Here is a 24,492-nt window from a genome sequence, read left to right as displayed (position 1 = left end):
AGTTATTAATTTTGAAGTAAGTTTTGAACAAATAAAGCAATTTTTAATTTCTTCAGACATAAATAATCACTTCTTTCTATTCGTATTTATATTATAAAAAAACTAATAACTTGTGTTATTAGTTTCTCCCTTTATAATGTTTATTCCGCCACTTGTTCCAAGTCTAGAAGCTCCATTTTCAATCATCTTAATTGCATCATCAAATGATCTGATTCCCCCTGCTGCTTTTACAAGTGCCCTACTACTAACTATATCTTTCATTAATTTAACATTTTCAAATGTTGCTCCCGCTTTTGAAAAACCTGTTGAAGTTTTTACATAGTCAATTTTTGCTTCACAAGCTAATTCACAACATTTAATTATTTCTTCTTTTGTTAACAAACAAGTTTCAAGTATTACTTTAACGATATTAGAATTTGCATTATTTTTTATTTCTTTAAACTCATTTAAAACATAGATTCAATCTTTATCTTTTACTGCACTAATATTTATGACAAAATCTATTTCACTAGCACCATTATTTAAAGCTTCCTTTAGTTCTAAAACTTTAGTATTAATAGTATTTGATCCTAACGGGAACCCTACAACTGTTGTAATACCAATATTTGTTTTTTTTAAAATACTTGATGCTAAACTTACAAAACAAGGATTAATACAGACTGTTGCAAAATCATATTCTATTGCTTCTTTGCATAATATTTCAATTTCTTTTTTTGTTGCATCTGGTTTTAACAAAGTGTGATCTATATATTTATTAAGTTTCATGTTGTATTTCTCCTAATTTATCACGATTTTTTTCTACTTGATTTAAAACTTTAATTGCTTCACAACTAACATCAAGTAAGTAATTTCTTAATGAAATGTCATTTTCTAATATCATTTTTACAAAAACTTTGATTTCATACTCAAAGTAATCCATTGGTTCTTTTTGTTCATATAACATTTCTCTTGTATCATTAACTCTTTTTTTGATGCTTATCTCTTTTAAATGAGAATTATCTAAAAAACTTATAGTTATATGATCTGATAAAATTTCATTATAGTTTAAACCCTCAGAAGCTTTAGAACAAGTTATATTCACTAAAACGTTATTAGTATGTTTCATAAGAACTATATCATTTAAGCCGCTACCATTGGGTAATTTTAATCCCATTGATTTTACTTCTTTTACAGGACCAAACAAAGCAATTGCTAATTCAACAGGATATATTAACATATCATAAGTTGATCCTTTTCCTAAATTTTCATCAAATACAGAATCATAAATTCCATGTTTTACTTTTTCCATTCTTGAAGAATATTGAGTCATACTAAAATTTGCTAAAAATGGTTGATAATTTTGACAACTATCTAACAGCTTTTTAAATTGAGGCAAATGAGCAGTTCGATATGCTTCCATTAAAAAAACATTATTCATTTCTGCAATTTGTGCTAATTCACAAGCTTGATCATAATTAAGTGTCAAAGGTTTTTCTAAAAGTACATGCTTTTGTTGAGTTAAAAAATACTTTGCATGTTCATAATGCAAACCATTAGGACTTGCAATATAAATTGCATCAACTTCATCAACTAAAACTTCAAAAGAATCTACTGCTTTTGCAGCTAAATCATTTTCAATAATAAAATTTTTTGCTTTTTCTTTATTTCTTGAATAACAACACAAAACTTTAAGATTACTATTTTTTTTAGCACTATTAACAAATTTTTTTACTATTTCACTTGTTCCTATGGTTCCTAGTTTAATCATTTTTTTCCTCCATAAAAGGATTGTCGTTTTTTTCTAGTAATTCTTGTGCTTTTTTTTCTTCTTTAATTTCGTGTTGAGTTTTTTTACCTTTATTATTTTCAAATCAAACTTTATTAACTAAGGCTTGTTCTTTTAATCTTGAAATAGTTTCTAAAACTGAAATAGTTATTCCTAATATGAATACAAAAATAATAAAAATAAAAGTTAAAACAAAATAAGAAACTATTGCATATTTCATAACCAATAATAATAAAAAACAAAATACAATTAATAAAATAAAACTACATAGATAAGTTATTACAAAATAAGATTCTTTTTTATTGTATTTATACTCAGATCTTTTGTGTAGTCGATATCTAATTAAAAAATAAATAATCCCAAAAAGCATTCCCATTACTTGTAAAATAAATCCTACTTTTAAATAATTATTTGTTCATCATTCTCCTAAATTAGCTTGTTTTGTTTTGATTGAAACAACTACCATTAAAAAACAAAGTAAATAAAAAGATAACATTGAAATTGTAAGTAAATATTTTGTTAATGTATATGATTTTGGATTTATATTATTTTTCATAAACTAATTCTCCATTTACAAATGTTTTTTCAACTTGATATTCATTATTTAAAACTGTTAAATCTGCAAATTTTCCAACTTCAATATTTCCAGTTTTATCAAAAATATTTAATTGTTTAGCTATATTTATTGAAGTCATATAAATTAAATTGTTTAAAGATAAATTAGGAATTTCTTTTAACATTACTCTTACATTATGATCATATGTAGCACCAGCTCCTGCAAGTGCTTTATTTTCTTTTAAAAAAACTTTCATACCTTCTTTTATAACCGGAAGGTTTCCTAGTTTATATTCTCCATCCGGTAAACCTTTAGCGTTCATTGCATCAGTTATAATACACATTCCTTTTGGTCCTTTGATTTTATAAATTAATCTCAAAGTATCTGGTTGTATATGTATTGAATCTGTTATAACTTCACACAAAATATCATCAAAATATAAACCAGCGGTAGTTAGTCCAGGTTCTTGTTGACTTACTCCACTCATACCATTAAACAAATGAGTTAGATGTCTTACTCCAAGCTTATAATCTTTTAAAAAATCTTGTACACTTGTATTTGTATGACCTGCAGAAGGTAAAATATTATGTTCTATTAAATATCTTGTAAATCCACCATCTTGTAGATCTGGAGCGTATGTAATAATTCTAATATTATCATCACTTAATTCAATTAATTCTTTTAAAGTCTTTATATTTGGTGGCTCTAATAAAGCTAATTCATGTGCTCCTTTTTTTGCAGGCGAAATAAAAGGACCTTCTAAATGAATTCCTAAACATTTTGCACTTTTTAAATCTTGATTTTTCATAAACTTTTTAAAAGCACTCATATATTTAATATTATTTTCCTTTGAATTTGTAACACTTCCTTGAACATAAGTTGTTATACCTTCTTTTGTTACAAGATTTGCAAACTTATGATATGCTTCAATTGTTCCTGATTCAAAATCAACTCCATAACCACCATGAACATGACAATCTATAAATCCAGGTAGTAAAAAACTGCCTTTTAAATCTATTCCTTCTAAGTTAGTTTCTCCTTCGTTTATGGATAAAATTTTTTTATTTTCAATTTCTAATCATCCTTTTTTGATAGTTTTATCTTCTAAAATAATCGATGCATTTTTTATTATCATTTTTATACCCCTTTTATTTAATTTTATTCTAATTAATCTAAATAAATAAAATAATTATTAAAATTTGTGTTTAAATTTTAATAATTATTTTTAAAACTTACTTTATATTTTTTTACTTAATAAATGAAATTTTATTTTAATGTTTTTGATGTACAAAACCAAATAGACAAACAATTGATAAAATTATAGCTACAAATGGTCATGTAATACCTATTCAAACAGGCATTCCCATTTCTTCTCTAAATAAAACTCAAATTAAAATTTGATTTAGCATAACTAGGATACAAAATATTAAAATTTGATTAAACATCATTTTATTATAATTAAATCTTTTAATTTTAATTATTTTAAATCATGCATAAATTATAGGTATAAAACAAATCGGCAACAAAATAGCATTTATAACAGTTAATAAAGTTTGGGCTAATGTTTTATATGGGTGTATAAATCCTGGAAAAATAATTGTTATTGTAAAAGTTATTAAAGATATTCAAAATCAAACATTAGTTAACAAACTTCTTCTAAATTCTTTTTTAGAATCAATTCTAACGTTTTTTAATCAATATGAAAATTTGGAATTTTGATTGTTTCTATTTGAAATAAATGTTGCGATTCAAATTGATGCAAAAAATATTGTAAATATTCCAAACAAAGGCATCATTATAGTACCTATACTAATTGCTGCTTTAAATTCAATATTATTAATAGGTAAATCTCCAAAATATAATCCAGTTTGACTTAAACCATTATTTATAAGAGTTTGTAATTTACCATTTGTAAAATATTTATATGCAGTAATAAAAGCAAAAGCGTTATGAGAATCGTTATTATTAATTTTATTTAAATAATTTGATACTTCACCGTTATTTTTATTTAAAAAGGTTTCAATATCTGAAAACAAAACTATTCCACATATTCCCATAATTAAAAATAATATAGAACTTACTAATAAACCAATTTTCCCTACCAATCTAATTGTATTGAATTTATATTCTCTTTTTATTCTTGAAATTACAAACAAAAAAATAAAAACTAAAAAACTCATTCCTAACATTGTACCAACTAAAGGTAAAAAGAAAGCAACCAAAATAGTAAAAGTAACAGCACCAAATGAATGAATTTTTAACATTGTCGCCAATCCTTCTAAACCCATAATCATATATGCTAAATCAAGTTTATTTTTTATTTGTGGTCTTACACCATTCAAATAATCTTTTAATCCTTGATCACTTGAATCAACCGCTGATATTCTATTTAATTCATTATTAACATTAAAACTAGGAAGTATAACCAAAGAAACTATCAACAAAATTAGAAAAAAAGCAGCCGTACTTATAAATAAACTTGTAAATATTTTGTTCTTCATAAATTTCTCCTATGCTTATATATTATAACTTTTTTTAATCAATTAATTGAACAATTCTATCTTTTAAAGTTGTTAATCTTTCTTTCATTTCTTTTTTACATGAATTAATAAATAATTTTTTATCTCCAATTATAAATAAATGTTTTTTTGCTCTAGTTATTGCAGTGTATATCATTTTTTTGTTAATTAAAAAAGATGAGTATTGGTTTGTATTATCTAAAACTAAAATAACTTTATCATATTCACTTCCTTGTGTCTTATGAATACTACAAGCATAATTAAGTTTTACTTTTCCAAATTGTGAACTATTTAATTCTTTTAACTCTTTATTGAAATAAGTTTTTGCAATTTTAAATTTTTTATTTTCTAAAATTATTTCTTGAATATATCCTACATCACCATTAAAAACTTTTAAATAAGAATCATTTTCTGTATACATAATTTTATCATTAGCTTTATATTCAACTTCTCCTCTTTTATAAATATTTTTTTTATTCACATTAACAATGCTTTGGATAAAATTATTAATTCTATCTATTCCTAAATTATTTTTATACATTGGTGCAACTATTTGTAAATTTAAAATTTCTTCTTCAAAATCAATTGGTCTATTATTAAGATAAGTATCTTTAATTTTTTCCAATGCATAATTAGCATCATTTTCAAAAATGAAATCTATATTATTTGTATTATCAAAATCAAAAAGCTCTATATTATTATTTTTTATACAATTTGCTAAATCAATTATTGAATTTCTTTCCCCCGTTATAATTTGTCTATTGTTTGTAATTAATTTTGTTAAAGAAAAACAATTACTTTTTATAATATCTTCAAAAGCATTCCCATAACTTACACTTGGTAATTGATCTATATCACCAACTAAAACAATTTTATTTAAATTTTCTAATCCTAAAAAAATTGATGCAAATAGATGATTATCAATCATTGATGATTCATCTATTATTAACATACCTCTATCAAGTTTGTTTAAATCATTATATTCAAAAGTATTGTTACCTGTATATTTTAATAACCTATGAATAGTAGTTGCTTCATAATTTGAAACTTCATTTATTCTACTTGCAGCTCTACCGGTTGGAGCAACAATTGCAAAATCATTTTTTTTGTAAACTAACTCATATAATTTAACAAGTCCAATTATTACAGTTGTTTTTCCAGTACCTGGTCCCCCTGTAACTATACTTACATTATTATTTAAAAAGTTTTCAAGTGCCAATTTTTGCTCTTGATTATATTTAAAGTTTTTTATGTTTAAAGAAGTTTCAACAAACGATTCTACTTCTTTTAAATAATCTTCTAAATTAGTTTTTTTAGTAATTTTTATTTTGTTTTCAATTTCTAGTAAAGATTTAGAAATTACAACTTCATCATTATAACTTTCTTTTGTATAAACTTTTTTATTTTCAAAAATTAATAGTTTATTTTTTTTGGCATAAATTAATTTTTCATCAAAAATTTCGTAATTTATATTAAAAAAAACTTTTTGTAATTCTTTTTTTATTATAGATAACTCTAAATAAGTATTTCCTGTTTTCATTAAAAGTTCATTTGCAAGATGTTTTGCTCATCATGAAATTCTTTCTGATGAATTTTCTTCTAATCCAAATGCTAAAGCAACTCTGTCAACTTCTTTAAAAGGAATTAAAAAATTATTTTCTGCAAACTCAAAAAAATTATTTTCAAAAGTGTTTTTTATTTCTTCTTTACTCTTGCAAAACTTTTCAACACGTGTATAAAATTCTAACTTTAAATTATGCTCTTCAAAAATTTCTAAGACTTTATTTTCTTCAAAATTTTCTTTTAATGTTTCTAAAATTATTAACACTTGAGAATCTTTTATATCTTTAACATTTTTTATTTCTTCTGGATTAGATAAAATTTTATTAAAAGTATCATCTCCAAAATGTTCATAAATATTAGAAGCTAGTTTTTTTCCTACTGTTGGAAAAAGTGGTGAGCAAAGATATTTTATTACAAGTTCTTTTGAAGTAATTTTAATTTGTTTTAAACTTTTAACTTCAAAAACTGTTTTATTAGTTTTTCTATCAATAACAGTTTCCCCGTTTAAACAATAAAAAACATTTAGTCTCATAGAAGTTATTTCACCTTTGATAACAATAGATCTTGTATCGTTATCCATTAATGTAAAAACAGCTATACCAAAACTTTCATTATTAAATATAAAACTTTTTATTTTTCCTTTTATTTCTGTCATTTTTTTTACTCTCTTAAAATTATTATAGTTTTTTTTATTAAATTTTTATATTAAATAAAAAAAATACAAAAGTATTTATAATAAATCATCTATATCGACTTTTAATTCTTCTGTATTTTCTTCTTCTATATTTTTTTCTGCTTCATCATTAATAATTTTACTTTGATTATCTTCATTGTCATCAGAAGTTTTAGGTGATGGAGGTATATCTCCATTTTTTATAATAAATGATTTTTCTAAAGTAGTTGTTAAAATTTCATTCATATCTAGATCTGTTGGTATACTTTCTAAATCTAAATATTTAAAACTACTTACACTCATTTGTTTTAATTCATCGTTTACATCTAAGATATTTAATATATCTTTATTGCTTACATTGTATAAGAAAGTTGCGAATTCATCACGTTTCTTATTCATTGGATATAATCTTACACCACGTTTTGGTCTTGTCATTATTGGTACAAGATCTTGTTTAATTTTTTTAATATTACCTTTATTAGTTAATATTAAAATATCTCCAGAATCAAATGCTTTTCCAGCAATAATATTTTCACCTTTTACAACAGTTGATTTAACTCCTTTTGCATTAGGACCTGCACTTGGAATTTCTGCAATATCATATCTAACTGCAAATCCTGATTGAGTTAACATTGTAACAGTTTTTGTTTTTGAAGTAACAAGTGATGCAGAAACTAATTCATCTCCTGGTCCTAATTTCATAATTCTAAATGATTTTGAAAACATTTTAGTTTCTAAATCTTCAATTGGAGTTCTTTTTATTAATCCCAATTTAGTTGCAAGTAATATTTCTTGTTTTGCGTTTTTAAATGTTCTAACTACAAATGCAGCTAGTAATCTTTCATTTTGAGCTGTCATTTGCGCAACAGTATTTAAATGCATCCCATTTTCTTTTCACTTGCTTGGTTTAATTTTATAAACAGGAATTGAATAATAAGTTCCAGAACTTGAAACTAATAATAAGAAATCTAAACTTGAAGCTGGTACACATGAGATTCATATATCATTTGGTTTACGTTTGAATGTGTCCATTGGATTTTTTCCCATTTGACTATCTTCAATTGCTTTTATATATCCATCTTGAGAAATTCAAATTGTATAATCTTTTTCCACAATGGTTTCTTTTATTTCAAAGTCAATGTTTTCAATTTCTTTAACTATTTCAGTTCTTCTTGGCACATTAAATTCTTTTTTTGTTTCTGTTAATTCATTAATAATTTCATTATTTAAAACATCACTATTTCCAATTATTGATTTATATTTTTCAATCAATCCTAATAACTCTTTTTTCTCTTCTTCTAATTTTAAAATATCAGTAGAAGTTAAACGATATAATCTCAAATCTACAATTGCAATTGCTTGATTTTCACTAAAATCATATGCTTTGATTAAATTTTCAATTGCATCAGTTCTATTTTTTGAATTTCTAATAATTGCTATAACTTCATCTAAAATTGAAATAGCTTTTATTAAACCTTCAATAATTTCTTGTCTTTTAATTGCTTTATCTAAATCAAATTGAGTTTTTTTAATGAAAACTTCTTTGTAATGACTTACATAAGCTTTTATTATAGGAACTATCCCTAATTGTTTTGGTTGTTTATCAACAATAACAACATTATTGTAGTTATATGAAATTTGTAGAGGAGTATTTTTTAATAAAAATTTTCTAGTAATATCATAGTCAGTTTTTTCTGCAAGTTCGATTACTATTCTTAAACCAGTTCTATCAGTTTCATCTCTTACTTCTTTAACATCAATTGCAGTATTTGCATCAACTGTTTCGCCAATTTTTCTTACTAAATCTTGTTTAACTATCTCATAAGGAATTTCATCAATAATAATATTATTTTCTTCTCTATGCATTTTTGATTGAACAATTATTCTTCCTTTTCCAGTTTGAAATGCAGAATCAATTCCTTCTTGACTCATAACAATTGCTCCGGTTGGAAAATCTGGACCTTTTACAATTTTTGATATATCTTTTAATTTTATTTCAGGATTTTTAATTGTAGCAATAACTGCATCAATAATCTCTCCTAAATTATGTGGAGGCATATTTGTAGCATAACCTGCAGCAATTCCAGTTGATCCATTTACTAAAATATTTGGAAAATATCCAGGTAAAACTGTTGGTTCTTTTTCAGAATCATCAAAATTTGGTGCAAATAAAACAGTATTTTTTTGCAAATCTTTTAATAATAAACTACTTATTTTAGAAAGTCTAGCCTCAGTATAACGCATAGCAGCAGCACTATCCCCATCAATAGAACCGTTATTACCATGCATGTCAACTAATGGAATATTTAGTTTTCAAATTTGACTCATTCTAACTAAAGCATCATAAACAGAAGTATCTCCATGAGGGTGATACTTACCAATTACATCTCCAACAATACGTGCAGATTTTTTATATGGTTTATCGTAAGTTAAATTAATATCATTCATTGCATATAAAACTCTTCTTTGAACTGGTTTTAATCCATCTCTAACATCAGGAAGAGCTCTTTCTTGAATGATATATTTGGCATATCTACCAAATCTATCTCCCATTAATTCTTCTAATGAATAATTTAATATACCTTTTTCTTTATTTTCTTGAGCCATTATTTTTACCTTTCTATTGATTTATATCAAAATTAATTTCTGAAATATCTTCATTTAAAAAGTCCATTATTTTTAAATTTTTCATAGTTTTTTTGCCTTCTGAAGTTAAAATTCATAACTTTGATAAAGTATCTTGTTTATATAACTTTGGATCATTTTTAGAAACTAATGTTCTTGCTAAACCCATCATTAATTTAGAAAACTCTTGTGCAGTTCTTAGCATTGAATAAACAACTTCAAAACCAACTTGAGTATCTATATTAATTCTTTGTACTAAATCATTTTGTTTTGTTATGTATAATTGATTATCTCCAAAATCATCTGTTAAATATCCTTCAAACTCATAATTTTTACTATCAATTTCATTTATATCACAAATAAATCTAGGAATACCTTCAATTTTTTTTAATTTTATTTCAAACTGTTTTAATTCTTGAATTATACTCAAAATTTTTTTTAGCATCATTTCTCCATCAAGCCCAACAAGTTCCATAGATCTATCTCTACCAATAACTGTTGTTCTTAAATGAATAAATATTGCAAATATATCTAATCTAGTTGAAGCTATTTCTCTGGCAATTTCTTTAGACTTTAATAACAAAGGTCCTGTTGAAGGATTTAAATAATACGAATCGGTAAACTCATCATAAATCAGAATTCCTGCTTGAGGTTTTGATAACTCTCTTGCTTTTTTCATTGTATCTTTTGCATTTTCAATAAAACGATTAACAGTTTTTATAATTCATAAAAAATCTATATCTTTTTTTAGATTTACATGTAAGGATTGTTCACTTCCAGCTGATGTCATTAATTCCATATTTTCATCGTCTATATTTCTCATATTAAAGTATAAATAAGCTCCATCAAGTTCGTAATCAATAATAAAACTATTAAATATACTAAAACGTTTAATATCTTTATTAATTTTATTATATTCTTCAATTTTTGAAATAATCAAATTGATTTTACTTTGGAAGCTTAAATTTTCCATATTTAGTGAACTCCTATTAAATTTTTAAAAATGATTAAATAAATTCAGCATTATCTTCTAAAGTGAATTTAACATTTTCTTCTATTCACTCTTTTCGTTTTTCAGCATTATCACCCATTAGAGTTCTAAAAGTGTTTTCTGCACTTAAAGCATCTTCAATTGAGACTTGAATTAATTTTCTTTGTTCTGGGTCCATTGTAGTTTCTCACAACTGAACCGCATTCATTTCTCCAAGTCCTTTATATCTTTGTATCTCAACTTTTTGCTTAGCTTTTTTCATATATGCAGCAAGTTCGTCTTCTGTTCATAAATATAAAAAGTCCTTTTTATTACCTTGTGTAACTTTAAAAAGTGGAGGCATTGCAATATATACATTTTTATTTATTATCAATTCTTTCATATATCGATAAAAGAAAGTCAATAATAAAGTTTGAATATGAGCACCATCTGTATCTGCATCTGTCATTATAATGATTTTTCCATAATTAATATCATTGATATCAAAATCACTTCCCATACCTGCACCAATTGCGTTAATGATTGTTGTAATTTCTTCGTTTTTTAATAAATCTAGTATTTTTGTTTTTTCAGCGTTTATAACCTTACCTCTAAGTGGTAATATCGCTTGAAACTTTCTATCTCTTCCAGATTTTGCACTTCCACCAGCTGAATCTCCTTCGACTAAAAATAATTCATTTAGAGATTTATCTTTTCCTTGTGCTGGTGTTAATTTACCAAGCATAGTTTTTCCTCTGGTTTTTGTTTTTTGATCTCTTATTGCTTGCCTTGCTTTTCTTGCTTCGTCTCTAGCTTTTTTAGCAATCAAGGCTTTTTCTATTATAGATATAGCAATTGCTTTATTTTCTTGTAATCAAAAACCAAATATTTCTTCAGTGATTTTTTCACAAGCCCCTCTTGCTTCACTAGTTCCTAATTTTCCTTTTGTTTGACCTTCATATTGGATTAGATTTTCAGGGATTTTTACAGTAACAACAGCTATTAATCCTTCTTTAACATCATTTGCTTCTAATTTTTTATCTTTTAAAATCGCTTGATCTCTTCCGTATTCATTTAAAGATTTTAAAAGTCCAGTTTTAAAACCAGATATATGAGTTCCTCCATCACTAGTTTTAACATTATTTGCAAACCCCATAACGTTTTCAGAAAAGTCATCAGTATAAGTTAGAGCTATTTCAACATCAATTTGTGAATCTTGTCCTTTAATAAGAATTGGATTACATATTGCTTTTTCATTTCCTTTAAGTTCATTTACAAATTCAATTAAACCATTATCATATTTATACTCAACATATTTATCACTTCTTTCGTCTTTTAAAGTGATTTTTAATCCTGAATTTAATAATGCAGATTCTTTTAATCTTTCGCTAATTGTAGAAAATGAAAACTTTGTTGTGCTAAACATAGTTTCATCTGGTAAAAAATTAACAACTGTTCCTGTAACTTTACTATTTCCTATTGTTTTTAAAGGAGTAACTAGATGTCCACCTTTTGAAAAAGATATTTTCGATATTAATCCATCACGATAAATAGTTACTTTAAATTTAGAAGATAAAGCATTTACAACAGAAGAACCAACACCGTGTAATCCCCCGCTTGTTTTATAACCATCTCCACCAAACTTTCCTCCAGCATGTAAAACTGAAAAAATTATTTCAGGAGTTGATTGGTTTGTACCTTTATACATACCAATAGGTACACCTCTACCATTATCTTTAACAGTTATCGATCCATCTTTTTCAATTATTACATTTATTTCATTACAAAAACCTGCTAAAGCTTCATCGATTGAATTGTCAACTATCTCTCAAACTAAGTGATGTAATCCTCTAACATCTGTTGAACCAATATACATTCCCGGTCTTTTTCTAACTGCTTCTAGTCCTTCTAAAACTTGAATACTCTCTTCGTTATAATTAAGATCATTTTTAGAATCTGCTGCCATTTTTAATCACCTTTCAAACTTATTCGTTAAACCCTATCTAAAATTTATTTATGATTAATTATAAATATACAAATTTATAATATATTGTTTTCAAATAAAGTCAAATAGTTGCGAAGGTCTCTGCAAAAACAAAAAAACTAATTATATTAGTTTTTTTGTAATTTATTATCAATGAATTCATCTAATTCATAATATTTTAAATTTTTTTTAACTGTTACAAATTCTTCATATTCTAAAACTTCAAAAGTTAAAAATAATGTGTTATTTATAACTTCATAATGTCTCGTTTTATCAACTAAGAAGCTAATTCCATAAAAATTTTTAAAATCTAATCGACTATTTTCATACTCACTATTTGCAAATTGCTTTAATTTGATTAAGTTTTGTATAATTCTTTGATTTTTAAAAATAACTTTTAGAACTTTATTATGATAGTTTTTTCTAACTTTTTTTAATTTAATATCTTTAGAAGTATCTGCCCTTTCTAATTCAAAAACATCAATATTATCAATAGTTATAATCATATTTCCGTTTTCATCAAAACTATCATAGTTTGTTTTTGTAAAATCACATAAAGTTAATTTAATTGGCGCATTTCTAAATTTCTCAGTTTTTAAATTTATATCAATATAATTTTTATGATCATTATATACTTCAAAATGATTATTTTTAAAATCATCTTCAAATGAAGTTAATCCATTTTTTGAAATATCTTTTTTAACTATTTCAAAAAAGTAGTTAATTGCTGAATTTAAAGTTACTTTTTTTATATTGTTTTTAGATAGTACTTTTTGTAATTCTATAATATTGCAATTTGTATAATCAAATATTTCAAGTTTTGCAGCATTTTTTTCTAAAACGCATAATTGTACGATATTCTCTTTATAAAAATTATTAATTAATTCACTAGATATAATTTCTTTATAAAAATTATTATTTAATTCTTCTTTTACACCATTGAAACACCATTCTTTGTGAAGCGACCCTTCAGTAGATGTTAAATAATATTGAGCTCTTAAATCATGTTTATACTTTAAGATTAGATGAGCACCGCAATACTGATTATTAATAGTTCTTGCACAAAATATACTAATATTATTAGATTCATTATTAACTTGCTCGAATAATCTTCTTTTTTTCAAAATAGAGTTAAAATCTCTTGCGAAATTGTATATATTATTATTGATACTAATTAATCAATCCATATAATCACCACTTTATCTTAGTTTCATTGTATAACAAATATGGGAATAGAAAATAAAAAGAAAAAAACAAGTTTATAAGAAATATGTCATAAACTCGCCTTAGAACAATCGTTTAATTTAATCACTATAAATATAAACTATTTTTGTTATAAAAAAGATTAATGTTTTCTTATAACTTTCATATTATAGCATATATAGAAAATTATTTTATTTTTTATCTTATAATTGGAATATATTTCTTAAAATAAAAAAAACAAATGCCATTTTGAAAGGAAAGCATTTGTTTTTTTAAACTCAATATAAATATCAATATATTTTGTATGCTATTTGTATAAAAAGTTTAAGTAAATTGTTATTAATGTATGCTTTTGTTATAAAATTTTGATTTTATAACAATATTATTTTAGCAAAATTTAAAAAAAATAAAAATTATTACTATTTGAAATTATTTTAATCTTGATTATCATTAAGATTATATTTAATATTAACTGCAATTTCGCAAATCGCTTGCATTTGACTTATTTTATTGACTATTTTTCAAAAATAATCGTTATAATCATCATTTAAATACAAATAATCTAAATGATTATCTTCATAATCGCCTATTATTAAGTCCAAACTTTTTTGCCATTCTTCTAAATTAGAGCATGCTTTCATTTTTTCTATTACTTCTAAGTTTTGCTTACTTAAGTTTTTTTTGGTATTTTTATTAAAAAACTCAATGGTTTTAACATATGCTAAAAGCCTATTTATAAAAAAAACATTTAAATCATCAAGATTAGGAGTATTTTTGTTTTTTTTCACAAAATCATAACAATATTTTACAATTGCATCCGTCAACAAAAAACACTCTTTCAAAACTCTCATTTTAGGTTGAATTATATCTCTTTGATAATTAATTTTTTCAATATCTAACTTAATTAAATAATATAAAATTTTTTCATAAGTTACTAAAAATTCATCTTTTAGATCTTGAAACTCATCTAAAAACTCTAATTTATTTAATTTATTAATTGTTTCATCTAATTTATCGAATTTCAAATTATTAATTTTAAAAATATCATTTATATACTCAATTCATATATAAATACTTGCAACTGAAGGTTCGAAAAACTTAATTACTAATTCAGCCTCTTTTTTTGTAAAATTGTATTTACCTAACATATAATCACCTAAAAATCTACTTATAATATATAATTATAATTGTATTTAGAAAGATGGTTAACAATGATTTCATATTTTAAATGTTTCAAAATTAACGAAGATAATGTTACAGATTTAAAAGATTTAAATCCATTTTGAAAAAGTAAAGTTAATAAAATTATAAAAAGATTGAAAGTCTGACTAATAAAATTTAATAAGTCAGATGTTGGTTTTGAAATTAACACGAGCAAATTGATTGATGATTATCCAGAATTATTTCAAAACATAAATAATTTTAAAAACTTTTTTAATCAAAAATATAAAATTATTAAAGTGGATATAAAGCTATTAAAAAAATTTGAAAAGATGATTGTTCAGTATTGTCAACTTTTAGGAATAATAAATTCAATAGAAACAATGTGTATATATTTTTCAAATTTAAAAATATTAGAAGTAAAAAACAGAAAAGAATATGCTTTAAAATTAGCAAATGATAATATTTTAAGATTTTATAATATATTTCAAAATGAATTAAAAAATATTTATAAAGATGATAAATACCTCGAGCTAATTTGATCTGATTTTATAATTCCAAAATCATCAATTATAAATTTAAATAAAGTTCTAATTTTAACATTTCAGTATACTAAAAAATTATCTAAAAAGAAAAAACTTAACAAAGAAAACTATACAATAGTTTCAAAAAATACAACAGAATTTTATTCTTTTATAAATGGTTATAGTGAAATAATTACAAGATTTATTCAAAATTTAATTTAATTCTTTTAATTCTTGTTTTAAATTATTTATTAAATTTTCAATGTGTTTTATTAAAGGATCATATGATTCTTTTTTTGTACAATCAAATCCATATTTTTTAAATAATTCTATAGGATCTAGTGATCCACCTTCTTTTAAAAAGTTTAAATAATTTGTAGAATCATTAGTTTTTTTAAAGTCTAAGAAAAAGTGATAAGAAATAGCAACTGTTACAGCATACTTAAATAGATAAAAAGGTTCTTCATATAAATGGCTTATATTAAATCATTCATAATATTTCATGTCTTTATCATATTCATTAAATATTTTAATTTTAGATTCCATATTATCAATTATTTTTTTTATTTTTGTATAATTTAAAACTTCTTTATTTTCAATAAGTTTATACACTTCAAGTTCAAACTTAGTTCAAAGAGTAGAAGATAAAAAATTCAAAGAAACAAAATCTATATTATTTTGTAAAATATTTATTTTTAAGTTTTTATTATTAGTATTTAAAAGCTCATCACTTAATAAATGCTCATTAAAAGTTGAAGCTATTTCTGCGATCAAATTATCAAAATTATTTAAAGGTTTAGGTTGATATTTTTTTGCAAACTCAAAATGCACTGCATGACCAAGTTCATGGATTAAAGTATAAACCGATTCTCAATTTTCAGTTCAATTCATAGAAATTAGATTATCGTATTTATCTGAAGGTATTGTAAAAGCATCAGTTGACTTATTTTCACTTTCGTAATAATCAATTTTGTAATTTTCTAATGATTTATTTAAAAATAACAAATACTCATTTCCTAATTTGCTACATACTTTTTTTATTATATCTTTTCCTTTTTCAACATCTATTATATCTTTATTTGATTTTACAAATTTTAAAGAAGTATCAGTGTTATAAAATTTATCTGTAAAACCAAAAAAGTCTTTATATATTTTTAAATATTCTCTATACACTTCTTTTGCAGATTTTGATGCTTCTAACAAAGTGAATAAATGACTTTTATAAAAGTCATCTTTATCAAAGAATAAATCAAAAAAATTTTTTTTACCTATTAAATTTGCATATTCAATATTTTCTCTTGTTAAAGCATCATAAAGTTTTATAAAAGTATGTTTTTTATTATTTAATTCTTGTTTAAACTCATAAGAATATTTGGCTCTTAGAATTTGGTCTTCAATTGGTTTTGTATCTGCAAGAATTTTTGCATAAGTTGTTTCATCTAAATCATATTTTTTATCTTTAAAAATAAATTTTTTTCTTTTTTTATCCTTATAAATTAATGCGGAATACATTTCATATATTATTGAAGATGAATTAGAAACTCTTGATAAAAGATTTCTTTCTTTATAGGGTAATATGTAATTTAAATTTTTATAAAAATCAACAAAAAACTTTTTATAAGAATTTAAATCTTTATCGTTTTCTACTTTTTTTAAAAACTCTTTTTGATTAAAACTTTTAACCTCTTCTGTTACTCATGTAAACATGCCATCAAGTTCGACTACTTTTTGATTATAAATTGCATCAAGTTCTTGTGCAAAACTATTGTTTTGCTCAACATCTAATATATTCAAAAAGTATCTCAGTTTATCATTAATCTCATTTATTTTTTCATTTTCTAAAAAGAATTTTTTATAAGTTAAAAAATCACTTAGTTTGTTTTTATATTTTAATAACTTCTTATTACCTTTAATATATTTATTTAAATCTTTTAAAAAATCTTTTTTTGTTTTATAAATATTATTTAAATTTCATTTATATTCTTTTGCGACTAATTCTCTTTTCATATTTACCTTATTTCTTAAAATATTATAGCAAAATAAAAAAATAAAAAACCATTGTAAAATGGTTTTTTATTTACCTAATGTAAATATAATTTTTGCGCCTTTTTCATAGTAATCAACTACTTCTCTTGAATTCAAAAATAAAGGAGCTGATAAAGGACCTTGATGCTTTGCTAATATTTTGATATTTGGATCGTTTTCAAAAAATTCATTAAATTTAGCATATTTATCAATCATAAATTTATAAATGTCTTTTAAGATAAACATTTGTGGTGTTGAAAGTGATTGAACTCTAGATTGTAAAAAACCTAATTTTTCAAGTTCTATTAATTCCACAAAACTATCTTTTACTTCTACAATTATTGGTTCTTTTCCTTTTGCATCAATTGCCAAAGATACATCAGCTATCATATTTTCAAAAAAGTAATAATTAAATGTTGTTGCTAAATATACTACTCTATTTAGATTTTTTAGACCTAATCATGGTATATTATCTTCTTCTGTTTTTTTTGATCCAATATAACCAGGAGCAAAAAAGTCTAAGTTTAAATCCATTCTAAACAAGTTTCCTACTAAATTTTTTACACTTTCACTTAAATGCATCTTTAAAAACCTCTTTATCTATTTCTAATATATTATCAAAAATATAAGATATTAGCAATTAATAATAGATATACTGTAAAATCAATAAATAATAATTTTTTTTAAGCTTTAAAGATTATTATTTTTATTAAAACATGATTTATTAAAATAGAAAGTATTATTGATGAAAATATTATATATAAAAAGTTATTTATATATAGATTATCAATTATCGCATCATTATTTCAATAACTATACACAGAAATATAAAATAAAAATCCGAAAATAGAAAATATAAGTGATATTAGGTTACTAATTAAAATAGAAAAAAATATCATGAGAATAAGTCTGTTTTTGGTATAAACTATAATATTTAATAACTTCACATTGCTTTTTTGATCAAGAATATATAAAAATATTGAGTTTAAGTATATTAAAAAAGTATAAAAATAGATAATTATTAAAATAAATAAGCTTATAGCTTTTTGATTTATATTATTAAAATCATTGAAATTAAAAGCTATTGTATAAAAGCTAAAAATTAAAGAAATAGTAAGTAAAATAATTGAGTAGTAAATTTTATCTAAACTTTTATTTAAATTTGCAAATAAAAGTTTTATGAAATATTTCTTCGACTTTAAATAAATAATTTTTAGTAAATTTTTTATTAAAAGTTTACTTATTATACCTAATCCGACAATATAACTTATTAAACAATCAATTAAAAGACCCTTACCTGTTTCTGATTGCATTATATTTTTATTTAAAACAAGTGCTAAGGGAATCAATAAAAATACCAATCCCACTATAAAACTTATATAGGAATAAACATTTTTAAATTTTTTATTATGAATTTTTTTATTTGATAAGTTATTTAAATTTTTAGTTGCTATAAAAGTTATAAAAATAATAAATAATAAAATACCTAATACATAAATATACTGATACTCATATTTTTTATATATGTAAAATTTTTTGTCTAAAACATTAACAGATTTTAAATAGTTGACTATTAATTCACTTAATGGATTAGCAACTAAAAGTGATAAAACAATGATTACTATACTAATTAAAATTATTTCTAAAAATACATATAATTTTATTTTGTTATTGCTAAAACCTAATATATATAATAAATGAAATTGCTTTTTTTTAAGGTTTAAATTTAAATTTAAGGCACTAAAAATAGAAAATAAACTTATAAAAATTATTATACCTATAAAACCACTAAAAAAATTTAAAATAAATATTGAATTATCTAACTTATATTTATCATTATTTAGAAAAAAATAAACACTATTTTCTAAAAGCAAACATGATACTGATAGAAAAATAGAAGTTATCATCAAAATAAATGTTGTAGGTAAAAAAATGAGAAAGTTGTTTTTAAAGTTTTTTAAAAGTATTTTATTCATTTTTGCCATCATTAGATAAATAATATTCAATTTCGCTAATTTCAAATTTATTTTTTAACATTTTTACTTCATTATTTTTTACAACAAAAGTTTTTTCCCCTTCTTTTGCTACATTAGGATCATGGGTAACAACAATTAAAGTTTTATCAAACTCATTAACTGCTTCTTTTAAAAGTTTAATTACTTTTTTTGCAGTTATGAAATCCAATGATCCAGTTGGTTCATCTGCTATAATAATTTTATTTTCTCCAACTAAAGTTCTTGCAATAGCTACTCTTTGTTTTTCACCACCTGAAAGTTCATTTGCAACTACAAATTCTATTTTTTCAAGATCTAAAAATTTTAAAATATTTAAATATTTAATTTTATCAACTTTTTGTTTATTGACCATCAAAGTAATTAAAATGTTTTCCTTTACATTTAAGTAATCTATTAAATTATAATCTTGAAAAATATAACCTATATTTAAACTTCTAAATTTTGTTAACTGTACTTTTTTTAAGTTATTGATATTAGTTTTTTTTACAAAAACTTCTCCATGTGTTGGATATTCTAAACCGCATAAAATATTCAAAAGAGTTGTTTTTCCAGAACCAGACATTCCGATAATAGTTGTAAAAGAGTTACATTCAAAACTTATATTAACTTTATCTAAAATAAGTTTATTATTTATAACTTTTTGTATGTTTTTTAATTCTATTATCTTTTCTTTCACATTATTCCTCCTCGATTTTTAAAAATAAGTACTTTTTTATAGTTGTATAACTTTATCAAAATTATTATTATTCTCCAAAGCTGTATGCGAAATCAACAAGATAGTTTTATTTAAATTAGTTATTAAGTTTTCTATTATATTTCTATTTTCTTTATCTAAACTTGAAGTAATTTCATCTAATATCATTACATCTTTATTGAAAACCAAAACTCTTGCAATTGCAATTTTTTGCATTTCTCCTCCAGACATATTTTTAAATTCACTATTTATAATAGTATCTAAGTTATTTTTTTCAAATCAATCAGATAAATTAACAGCATGAATAGCTTTTATTATTTCTGCATCTGATACTTCATCATTAAATAAACTTATATTATTTCTAATTGTGTCGTTAAATATTATAGTATCTTGAGGAACATAAGAGATAATATTTTTTATATTACTTTTATTTAAGTTTTTATAACTTAGTTTTTCATTTAATTTTATCTCACCTTCATAGTTATCGATTAAACCAAATACAATTTTAAATAAAGTTGTTTTTCCTTTACCAGATTCTCCTAATACTAAATATTTTTTATTTTTTTCAATTGTTAAATTTAAATTATTAAAAATATTTTTATTCTCAATTTTATAATTAATATCTTTTAACTCAAGTTTGTTAAACTGAATATTTTGTGTAATAATATCTTGATCTATTTTTTTATGTTTGAATTTTTTAAATATCACAATACCTGCTCTTATTGTAAACATTGATCCAAATAAAGCGTTAACTCCTTGGAAAAAAGTACCTGAAATATTTGCAACAGATAGCATTGCTCCTTTGTCTGTTTTACCATTAAGTGCTAAAAATATTGCTACAAACATCATTATAAGTTGACTTGATATCATAAGCGCAAACAAGACTGATTGTTGTGATGAGCTTGCAGTACCATATGAAGCAATTGATTTTTCAACTTTTATATTAGCAACTTTAATCAATTTATTAAAAATTCTTCTTTCATTACTGTAAGAAAATAGTCTATAACCATTTAATAAATTTTCTATTCGATGAGAAAATTCTTCTTTTTGTTTAGACATGTTTTGTGCTTTTTTAGACACTAAACCTTGAAATATTCCTGGTAATATTATCATTAAAATTGTTACACCAAATAATGATAAACCTATAATTCAATGAAAGTAAAATATCGCATAAGTAGAAAGTATTACGCTTGACAATCCACTTGCTATATTAAATATACTTGAAAATACCATTCTCCCTATTGAGTCTACATCATTTGTAAATCAAGATATAAAATCTCCTTTTTTATATTCATTAAATTCATCATCTGATAATGAATTTATTTTTGCAGTTATAAACATTTTTAAGCTTATATTTAGTTTTTTTGTAATATATACGCTTGTGATTTCTGCAAAAAAATAAAATACAATAGCTATTATAAAACTAGTTAAAACTATTATTGTATCTTTTATTGCTTGTTTTATATCTTCGTTAAAAACATCATTTATTACACTAGATAGACGATATCCACCATAAACAAGACCAGCATTAGATACACAAGCAATTATTGAATAAATTAAAATTAAATATCAATATTTATTTGTTATTTTTGTCATTTTGTTTTCTCCTTTTTATTAAGAAATTTACAAAATAACTTCGTATTAAGTTGTTTTTTAATTATTAATTTGATTAACACGAATTTATATTTTGTAAATCAAATTATTTTATTTAAACATACTAAAAAGTATATTTAAAAAATATTATTTAATATTAAAAAACAAAACTTTTAACTTTATCACCATAAATATAACTTATAAATTTAATTCTTTTTGTTTTATTTAAATTAGCTATTAAAATCCTTCGATCTTTATATTTAGCTTTTACAAATAAAATAGTATTATTCATAGCAACAATAAATCTAAATAAAAAATTATAAAGCATTAAAAATATTTTCTTAAAAAATGCTTTTCATAATTTAAAAAATCGCTCAAAAATTTTAATATTTTCTGTTTGAATTAAAACAAATGTTAGAGTTGTATAAAAAATACATGTAAAAGTTATAATATCCATTATTAATATTCTATTTGGCAAATTTTCAAAGAAAAAATATGAAGCAAAAAAACTCATTCCTAAAGCATATAATTGGTTTGTATTTCATCTGATCATTGTATTTTGATCAATTTGACTAACTTCTTTAGAATACAAGCTTTTACTTTGAAATAAAAATACCATTAAACAAACTATTAAAGCATTCACTCTTATCAATTCAGTCAAAATAACTGTTAATCAACTTAGTCAATCTAAATTTTTAATTAAATAATTTTTATCTTCTATAATTAAAAAATAACAAACAAAAGTAACAAAAAAAGGAAACATTAAAGTTGAAATCATTTTACTCAATATTTTTATAAAATTACCTTTTTTCATTTCTCAATATACCTTTTTAATAATATAACATAGTTTTAATCAAAATAAAAACATTCTATTTAGGAATGTTTTTATTAACTATTATTGAGTTTTTATATGTAATTCATTTAATTGCTTATCTGTTACATTATCTGGCGCATTTGTCATCGGATCAATACCTGATGAGTTTTTTGGAAATGCTATTACTTCTCTAATGTTTTCAGCTTGTGTTAATAACATTATAATTCTATCTAAACCTAATGCACAACCTGAATGATAAGGCGCTCCATATTTATATGCATTAACAAATCAACCAAAGTTTTGTTCTACTTGTTGAGAAGTTAGTCCGACAGCATCAAACATTCTTTGTTGAATATTTGGATCTGTTATTCTTTGGCTTCCTCCACCAATTTCAAAACCATTTAAAACTATATCATAAGCTTTTGCTTTAGCATTCTCTTTATCTTTATCAAAATTTTCTAAAGTATCATCACTTGGCATTGTAAATGGATGATGCGCTGCAACATATCTTTCTTCTTCATCTGATCATTCGAATAATGGAAAATCAGTTATTCAAAGTAATTTATATTCATTTGGATCGCATAGGTTTTGTAATTTTCCAACATGACTTCTAACTGCCCCTATTGCTTTTAAAGCTTTTTCATATTCTTCAACAACAAATAGAACTGTTACTTCATTTTCAATATTAAAATGTTTAATAATTTCATTTTTTTCGTTATCACTAAATTTAGAACCTATTGATCCACTTCATTCTTTTGAATCATATTTTGCAAATGCTAAAATATTTACACTATTTTGTTTTGAAGTTTCGTTTAATGTTTCTAATTCTTTTTTATTTAATAAGCCATTTACACAAATTGCTCTAATAGTTTTATTTTCTAAATTTGAAAATAATGGTATTTCAGTATTTTTAAAAATTTTATCTAAACAATTAATTTCATAACCAAATCTTAAATCTGGTTTGTCATTTCCATATTTTTCAAATGATTCTTTATAACTCATTGTAGGAATTGGTTCTTTAATTTCTATTCCTTTTAATTTTGAAAATATTTCTTTTATAACATTTTCAATTGTGTTCATAACATCATTTGAAGTCGCAAATCCCATTTCCATATCAAGTTGTGTAAACTCTGGTTGACGATCGATTCTTAAATCTTCATCCCTAAAACATTTTACAATTTGAAAGTATTTATCAAAACCTGATATCATAAATAATTGTTTATATAATTGTGGAGATTGAGGTAATGCGTAAAACTTTTGAGGATTTAATCTCGAAGGAACTAAAAAGTCTCTAGCTCCTTCTGGAGTTGATTTTCCGAATACAGGAGTTTCTATTTCGATAAAGTCTTGTTGATTAAAAAAGTTTCTAATAATAAAATTCATTTTACTTCTCATTATTAATTTATTTTGAACTTCATATCTTCTTAAATCTAAATAACGATAAGTTAATCTTGTTTCTTCATTTGCTTCTATATTATTTTTGATTTCAAATGGAGTTAGTTCAGATTTGTTTATTAAAATTAAATCCTTAACTTCTATTTCTATTTCTCCAGTTTTTATTTCTAGGTTTTTACTTTTTCTTTCAATAACTTTTCCATGAACTTGAATTACATATTCATTTTTTAAAAAATCTTTTTTGTCATTCAATTCTTCTCCAACATTTAATTGAGTAATACCATAACGATCTCTTAAGTCAACAAAAGTCAGTCCTCCCATTTTTCTAACTTTTGCAACTCATCCTTGTAAAATTACTTCTTGTCCTATATTTTTTATTGTTAAATCTCCACACGTATTTGTTCTTATCATAA

19 protein-coding genes are annotated in these 24,492 nt (G+C 22.9%); 1 reads left to right on the top strand and 18 read right to left on the bottom strand.

Annotated elements, in window-relative coordinates; genetic code table 4:
• Positions 1-102 precede the first annotated feature (102 nt).
• The 11 genes from deoC to STABA_RS02825 all read right to left on the bottom strand — a co-directional run bounded on the left by deoC (position 103) and on the right by STABA_RS02825 (position 15,006).
• Positions 103-765 (bottom strand): deoxyribose-phosphate aldolase, encoded by a 663-nt coding sequence (gene deoC / locus STABA_RS02875; protein WP_156006348.1) that lies wholly within the window; start codon positions 763-765, stop codon positions 103-105.
• Positions 755-1,747 carry a Gfo/Idh/MocA family protein gene (locus tag STABA_RS02870; RefSeq protein ID WP_156006346.1) on the bottom strand — a complete coding sequence of 331 codons (993 nt, stop codon included), beginning with the start codon at positions 1,745-1,747 and terminating at the stop codon, positions 755-757. The genes deoC and STABA_RS02870 overlap by 11 nt, the downstream gene beginning before the upstream one ends.
• Complete coding sequence (locus STABA_RS02865; RefSeq protein ID WP_156006344.1) at positions 1,740-2,321, bottom strand: hypothetical protein; 582 nt, start codon at positions 2,319-2,321, stop codon at positions 1,740-1,742. The genes STABA_RS02870 and STABA_RS02865 overlap by 8 nt, the downstream gene beginning before the upstream one ends.
• Positions 2,311-3,456, bottom strand: a complete 1,146-nt coding sequence (nagA, locus tag STABA_RS02860) for an N-acetylglucosamine-6-phosphate deacetylase (protein ID WP_156006342.1) — start codon at positions 3,454-3,456, stop codon at positions 2,311-2,313. Before nagA ends, STABA_RS02865 begins: the two co-directional genes overlap by 11 nt.
• 136 nt (positions 3,457-3,592) lie before the next feature.
• On the bottom strand, positions 3,593-4,822 hold the full coding sequence (gene scm1, locus STABA_RS02855; protein ID WP_156006340.1) for a motility-associated protein Scm1: 1,230 nt from the start codon (positions 4,820-4,822) through the stop codon (positions 3,593-3,595).
• A 34-nt stretch (positions 4,823-4,856) separates the two neighbouring features.
• The gene (gene recD2 / locus STABA_RS02850; protein ID WP_156006338.1) at positions 4,857-7,058 is read right to left on the bottom strand and encodes an SF1B family DNA helicase RecD2; all 2,202 of its coding nucleotides are present in this window, start codon (positions 7,056-7,058) and stop codon (positions 4,857-4,859) included.
• A gap of 75 nt (positions 7,059-7,133) precedes the next feature.
• On the bottom strand, positions 7,134-9,683 hold the full coding sequence (gene parC, locus STABA_RS02845; RefSeq protein ID WP_156006336.1) for a DNA topoisomerase IV subunit A: 2,550 nt from the start codon (positions 9,681-9,683) through the stop codon (positions 7,134-7,136).
• 13 nt (positions 9,684-9,696) lie between these two features.
• Positions 9,697-10,674: a hypothetical protein gene (locus STABA_RS02840; RefSeq protein WP_156006334.1), complete on the bottom strand. Its 978-nt coding sequence runs from the start codon at positions 10,672-10,674 to the stop codon at positions 9,697-9,699.
• Between the two features lie 34 nt (positions 10,675-10,708).
• A complete protein-coding gene (gene parE, locus STABA_RS02835) occupies positions 10,709-12,637 on the bottom strand; it encodes a DNA topoisomerase IV subunit B (RefSeq protein ID WP_156006332.1) in 1,929 nt (642 codons plus the stop codon).
• Positions 12,638-12,783: 146 nt separating this feature from the next.
• A complete protein-coding gene (locus STABA_RS02830; protein ID WP_156006330.1) occupies positions 12,784-13,842 on the bottom strand; it encodes a hypothetical protein in 1,059 nt (352 codons plus the stop codon).
• Positions 13,843-14,292: 450 nt separating this feature from the next.
• The gene (locus STABA_RS02825; RefSeq protein ID WP_156006328.1) at positions 14,293-15,006 is read right to left on the bottom strand and encodes a hypothetical protein; all 714 of its coding nucleotides are present in this window, start codon (positions 15,004-15,006) and stop codon (positions 14,293-14,295) included.
• A 63-nt stretch (positions 15,007-15,069) separates the two neighbouring features.
• Between STABA_RS02825 and STABA_RS02820 the strand changes: the two genes are divergently transcribed.
• On the top strand, positions 15,070-15,765 hold the full coding sequence (locus STABA_RS02820; protein WP_156006326.1) for a hypothetical protein: 696 nt from the start codon (positions 15,070-15,072) through the stop codon (positions 15,763-15,765).
• Here the strand turns inward: STABA_RS02820 and STABA_RS02815 are convergent.
• The 7 genes from STABA_RS02815 to aspS all read right to left on the bottom strand — a co-directional run bounded on the left by STABA_RS02815 (position 15,757) and on the right by aspS (position 24,490).
• The gene (locus STABA_RS02815) at positions 15,757-17,550 is read right to left on the bottom strand and encodes a M3 family metallopeptidase (RefSeq protein WP_156006324.1); all 1,794 of its coding nucleotides are present in this window, start codon (positions 17,548-17,550) and stop codon (positions 15,757-15,759) included. The genes STABA_RS02820 and STABA_RS02815 overlap by 9 nt on opposite strands.
• Before the next feature lie 66 nt (positions 17,551-17,616).
• Entirely contained in the window at positions 17,617-18,150 is a 534-nt protein-coding gene (locus STABA_RS02810; RefSeq protein ID WP_156006322.1) for a hypothetical protein, read from the bottom strand.
• A gap of 101 nt (positions 18,151-18,251) precedes the next feature.
• Entirely contained in the window at positions 18,252-19,475 is a 1,224-nt protein-coding gene (locus STABA_RS06075; protein WP_425505172.1) for an FtsX-like permease family protein, read from the bottom strand.
• A gap of 61 nt (positions 19,476-19,536) precedes the next feature.
• Positions 19,537-20,259, bottom strand: coding sequence for an ABC transporter ATP-binding protein (locus STABA_RS02800; protein WP_156006318.1), 723 nt, complete (start codon positions 20,257-20,259; stop codon positions 19,537-19,539).
• A gap of 36 nt (positions 20,260-20,295) precedes the next feature.
• Positions 20,296-21,873 (bottom strand): ATP-binding cassette domain-containing protein, encoded by a 1,578-nt coding sequence (locus tag STABA_RS02795; protein WP_156006316.1) that lies wholly within the window; start codon positions 21,871-21,873, stop codon positions 20,296-20,298.
• Positions 21,874-22,027: 154 nt separating this feature from the next.
• A complete protein-coding gene (locus STABA_RS02790) occupies positions 22,028-22,684 on the bottom strand; it encodes a hypothetical protein (protein WP_156006314.1) in 657 nt (218 codons plus the stop codon).
• Between the two features lie 81 nt (positions 22,685-22,765).
• Positions 22,766-24,490, bottom strand: coding sequence for an aspartate--tRNA ligase (gene aspS, locus STABA_RS02785; protein WP_156006312.1), 1,725 nt, complete (start codon positions 24,488-24,490; stop codon positions 22,766-22,768).
• Positions 24,491-24,492: the final 2 nt, after the last annotated feature.

Source organism: Spiroplasma tabanidicola (assembly GCF_009730595.1).
GTDB classification, from domain to species: Bacteria; Bacillota_I; Bacilli_A; order Mycoplasmatales; family Mycoplasmataceae; genus Spiroplasma_A; species Spiroplasma_A tabanidicola.
This window is presented reverse-complemented; position numbering and strand designations above follow the sequence as displayed.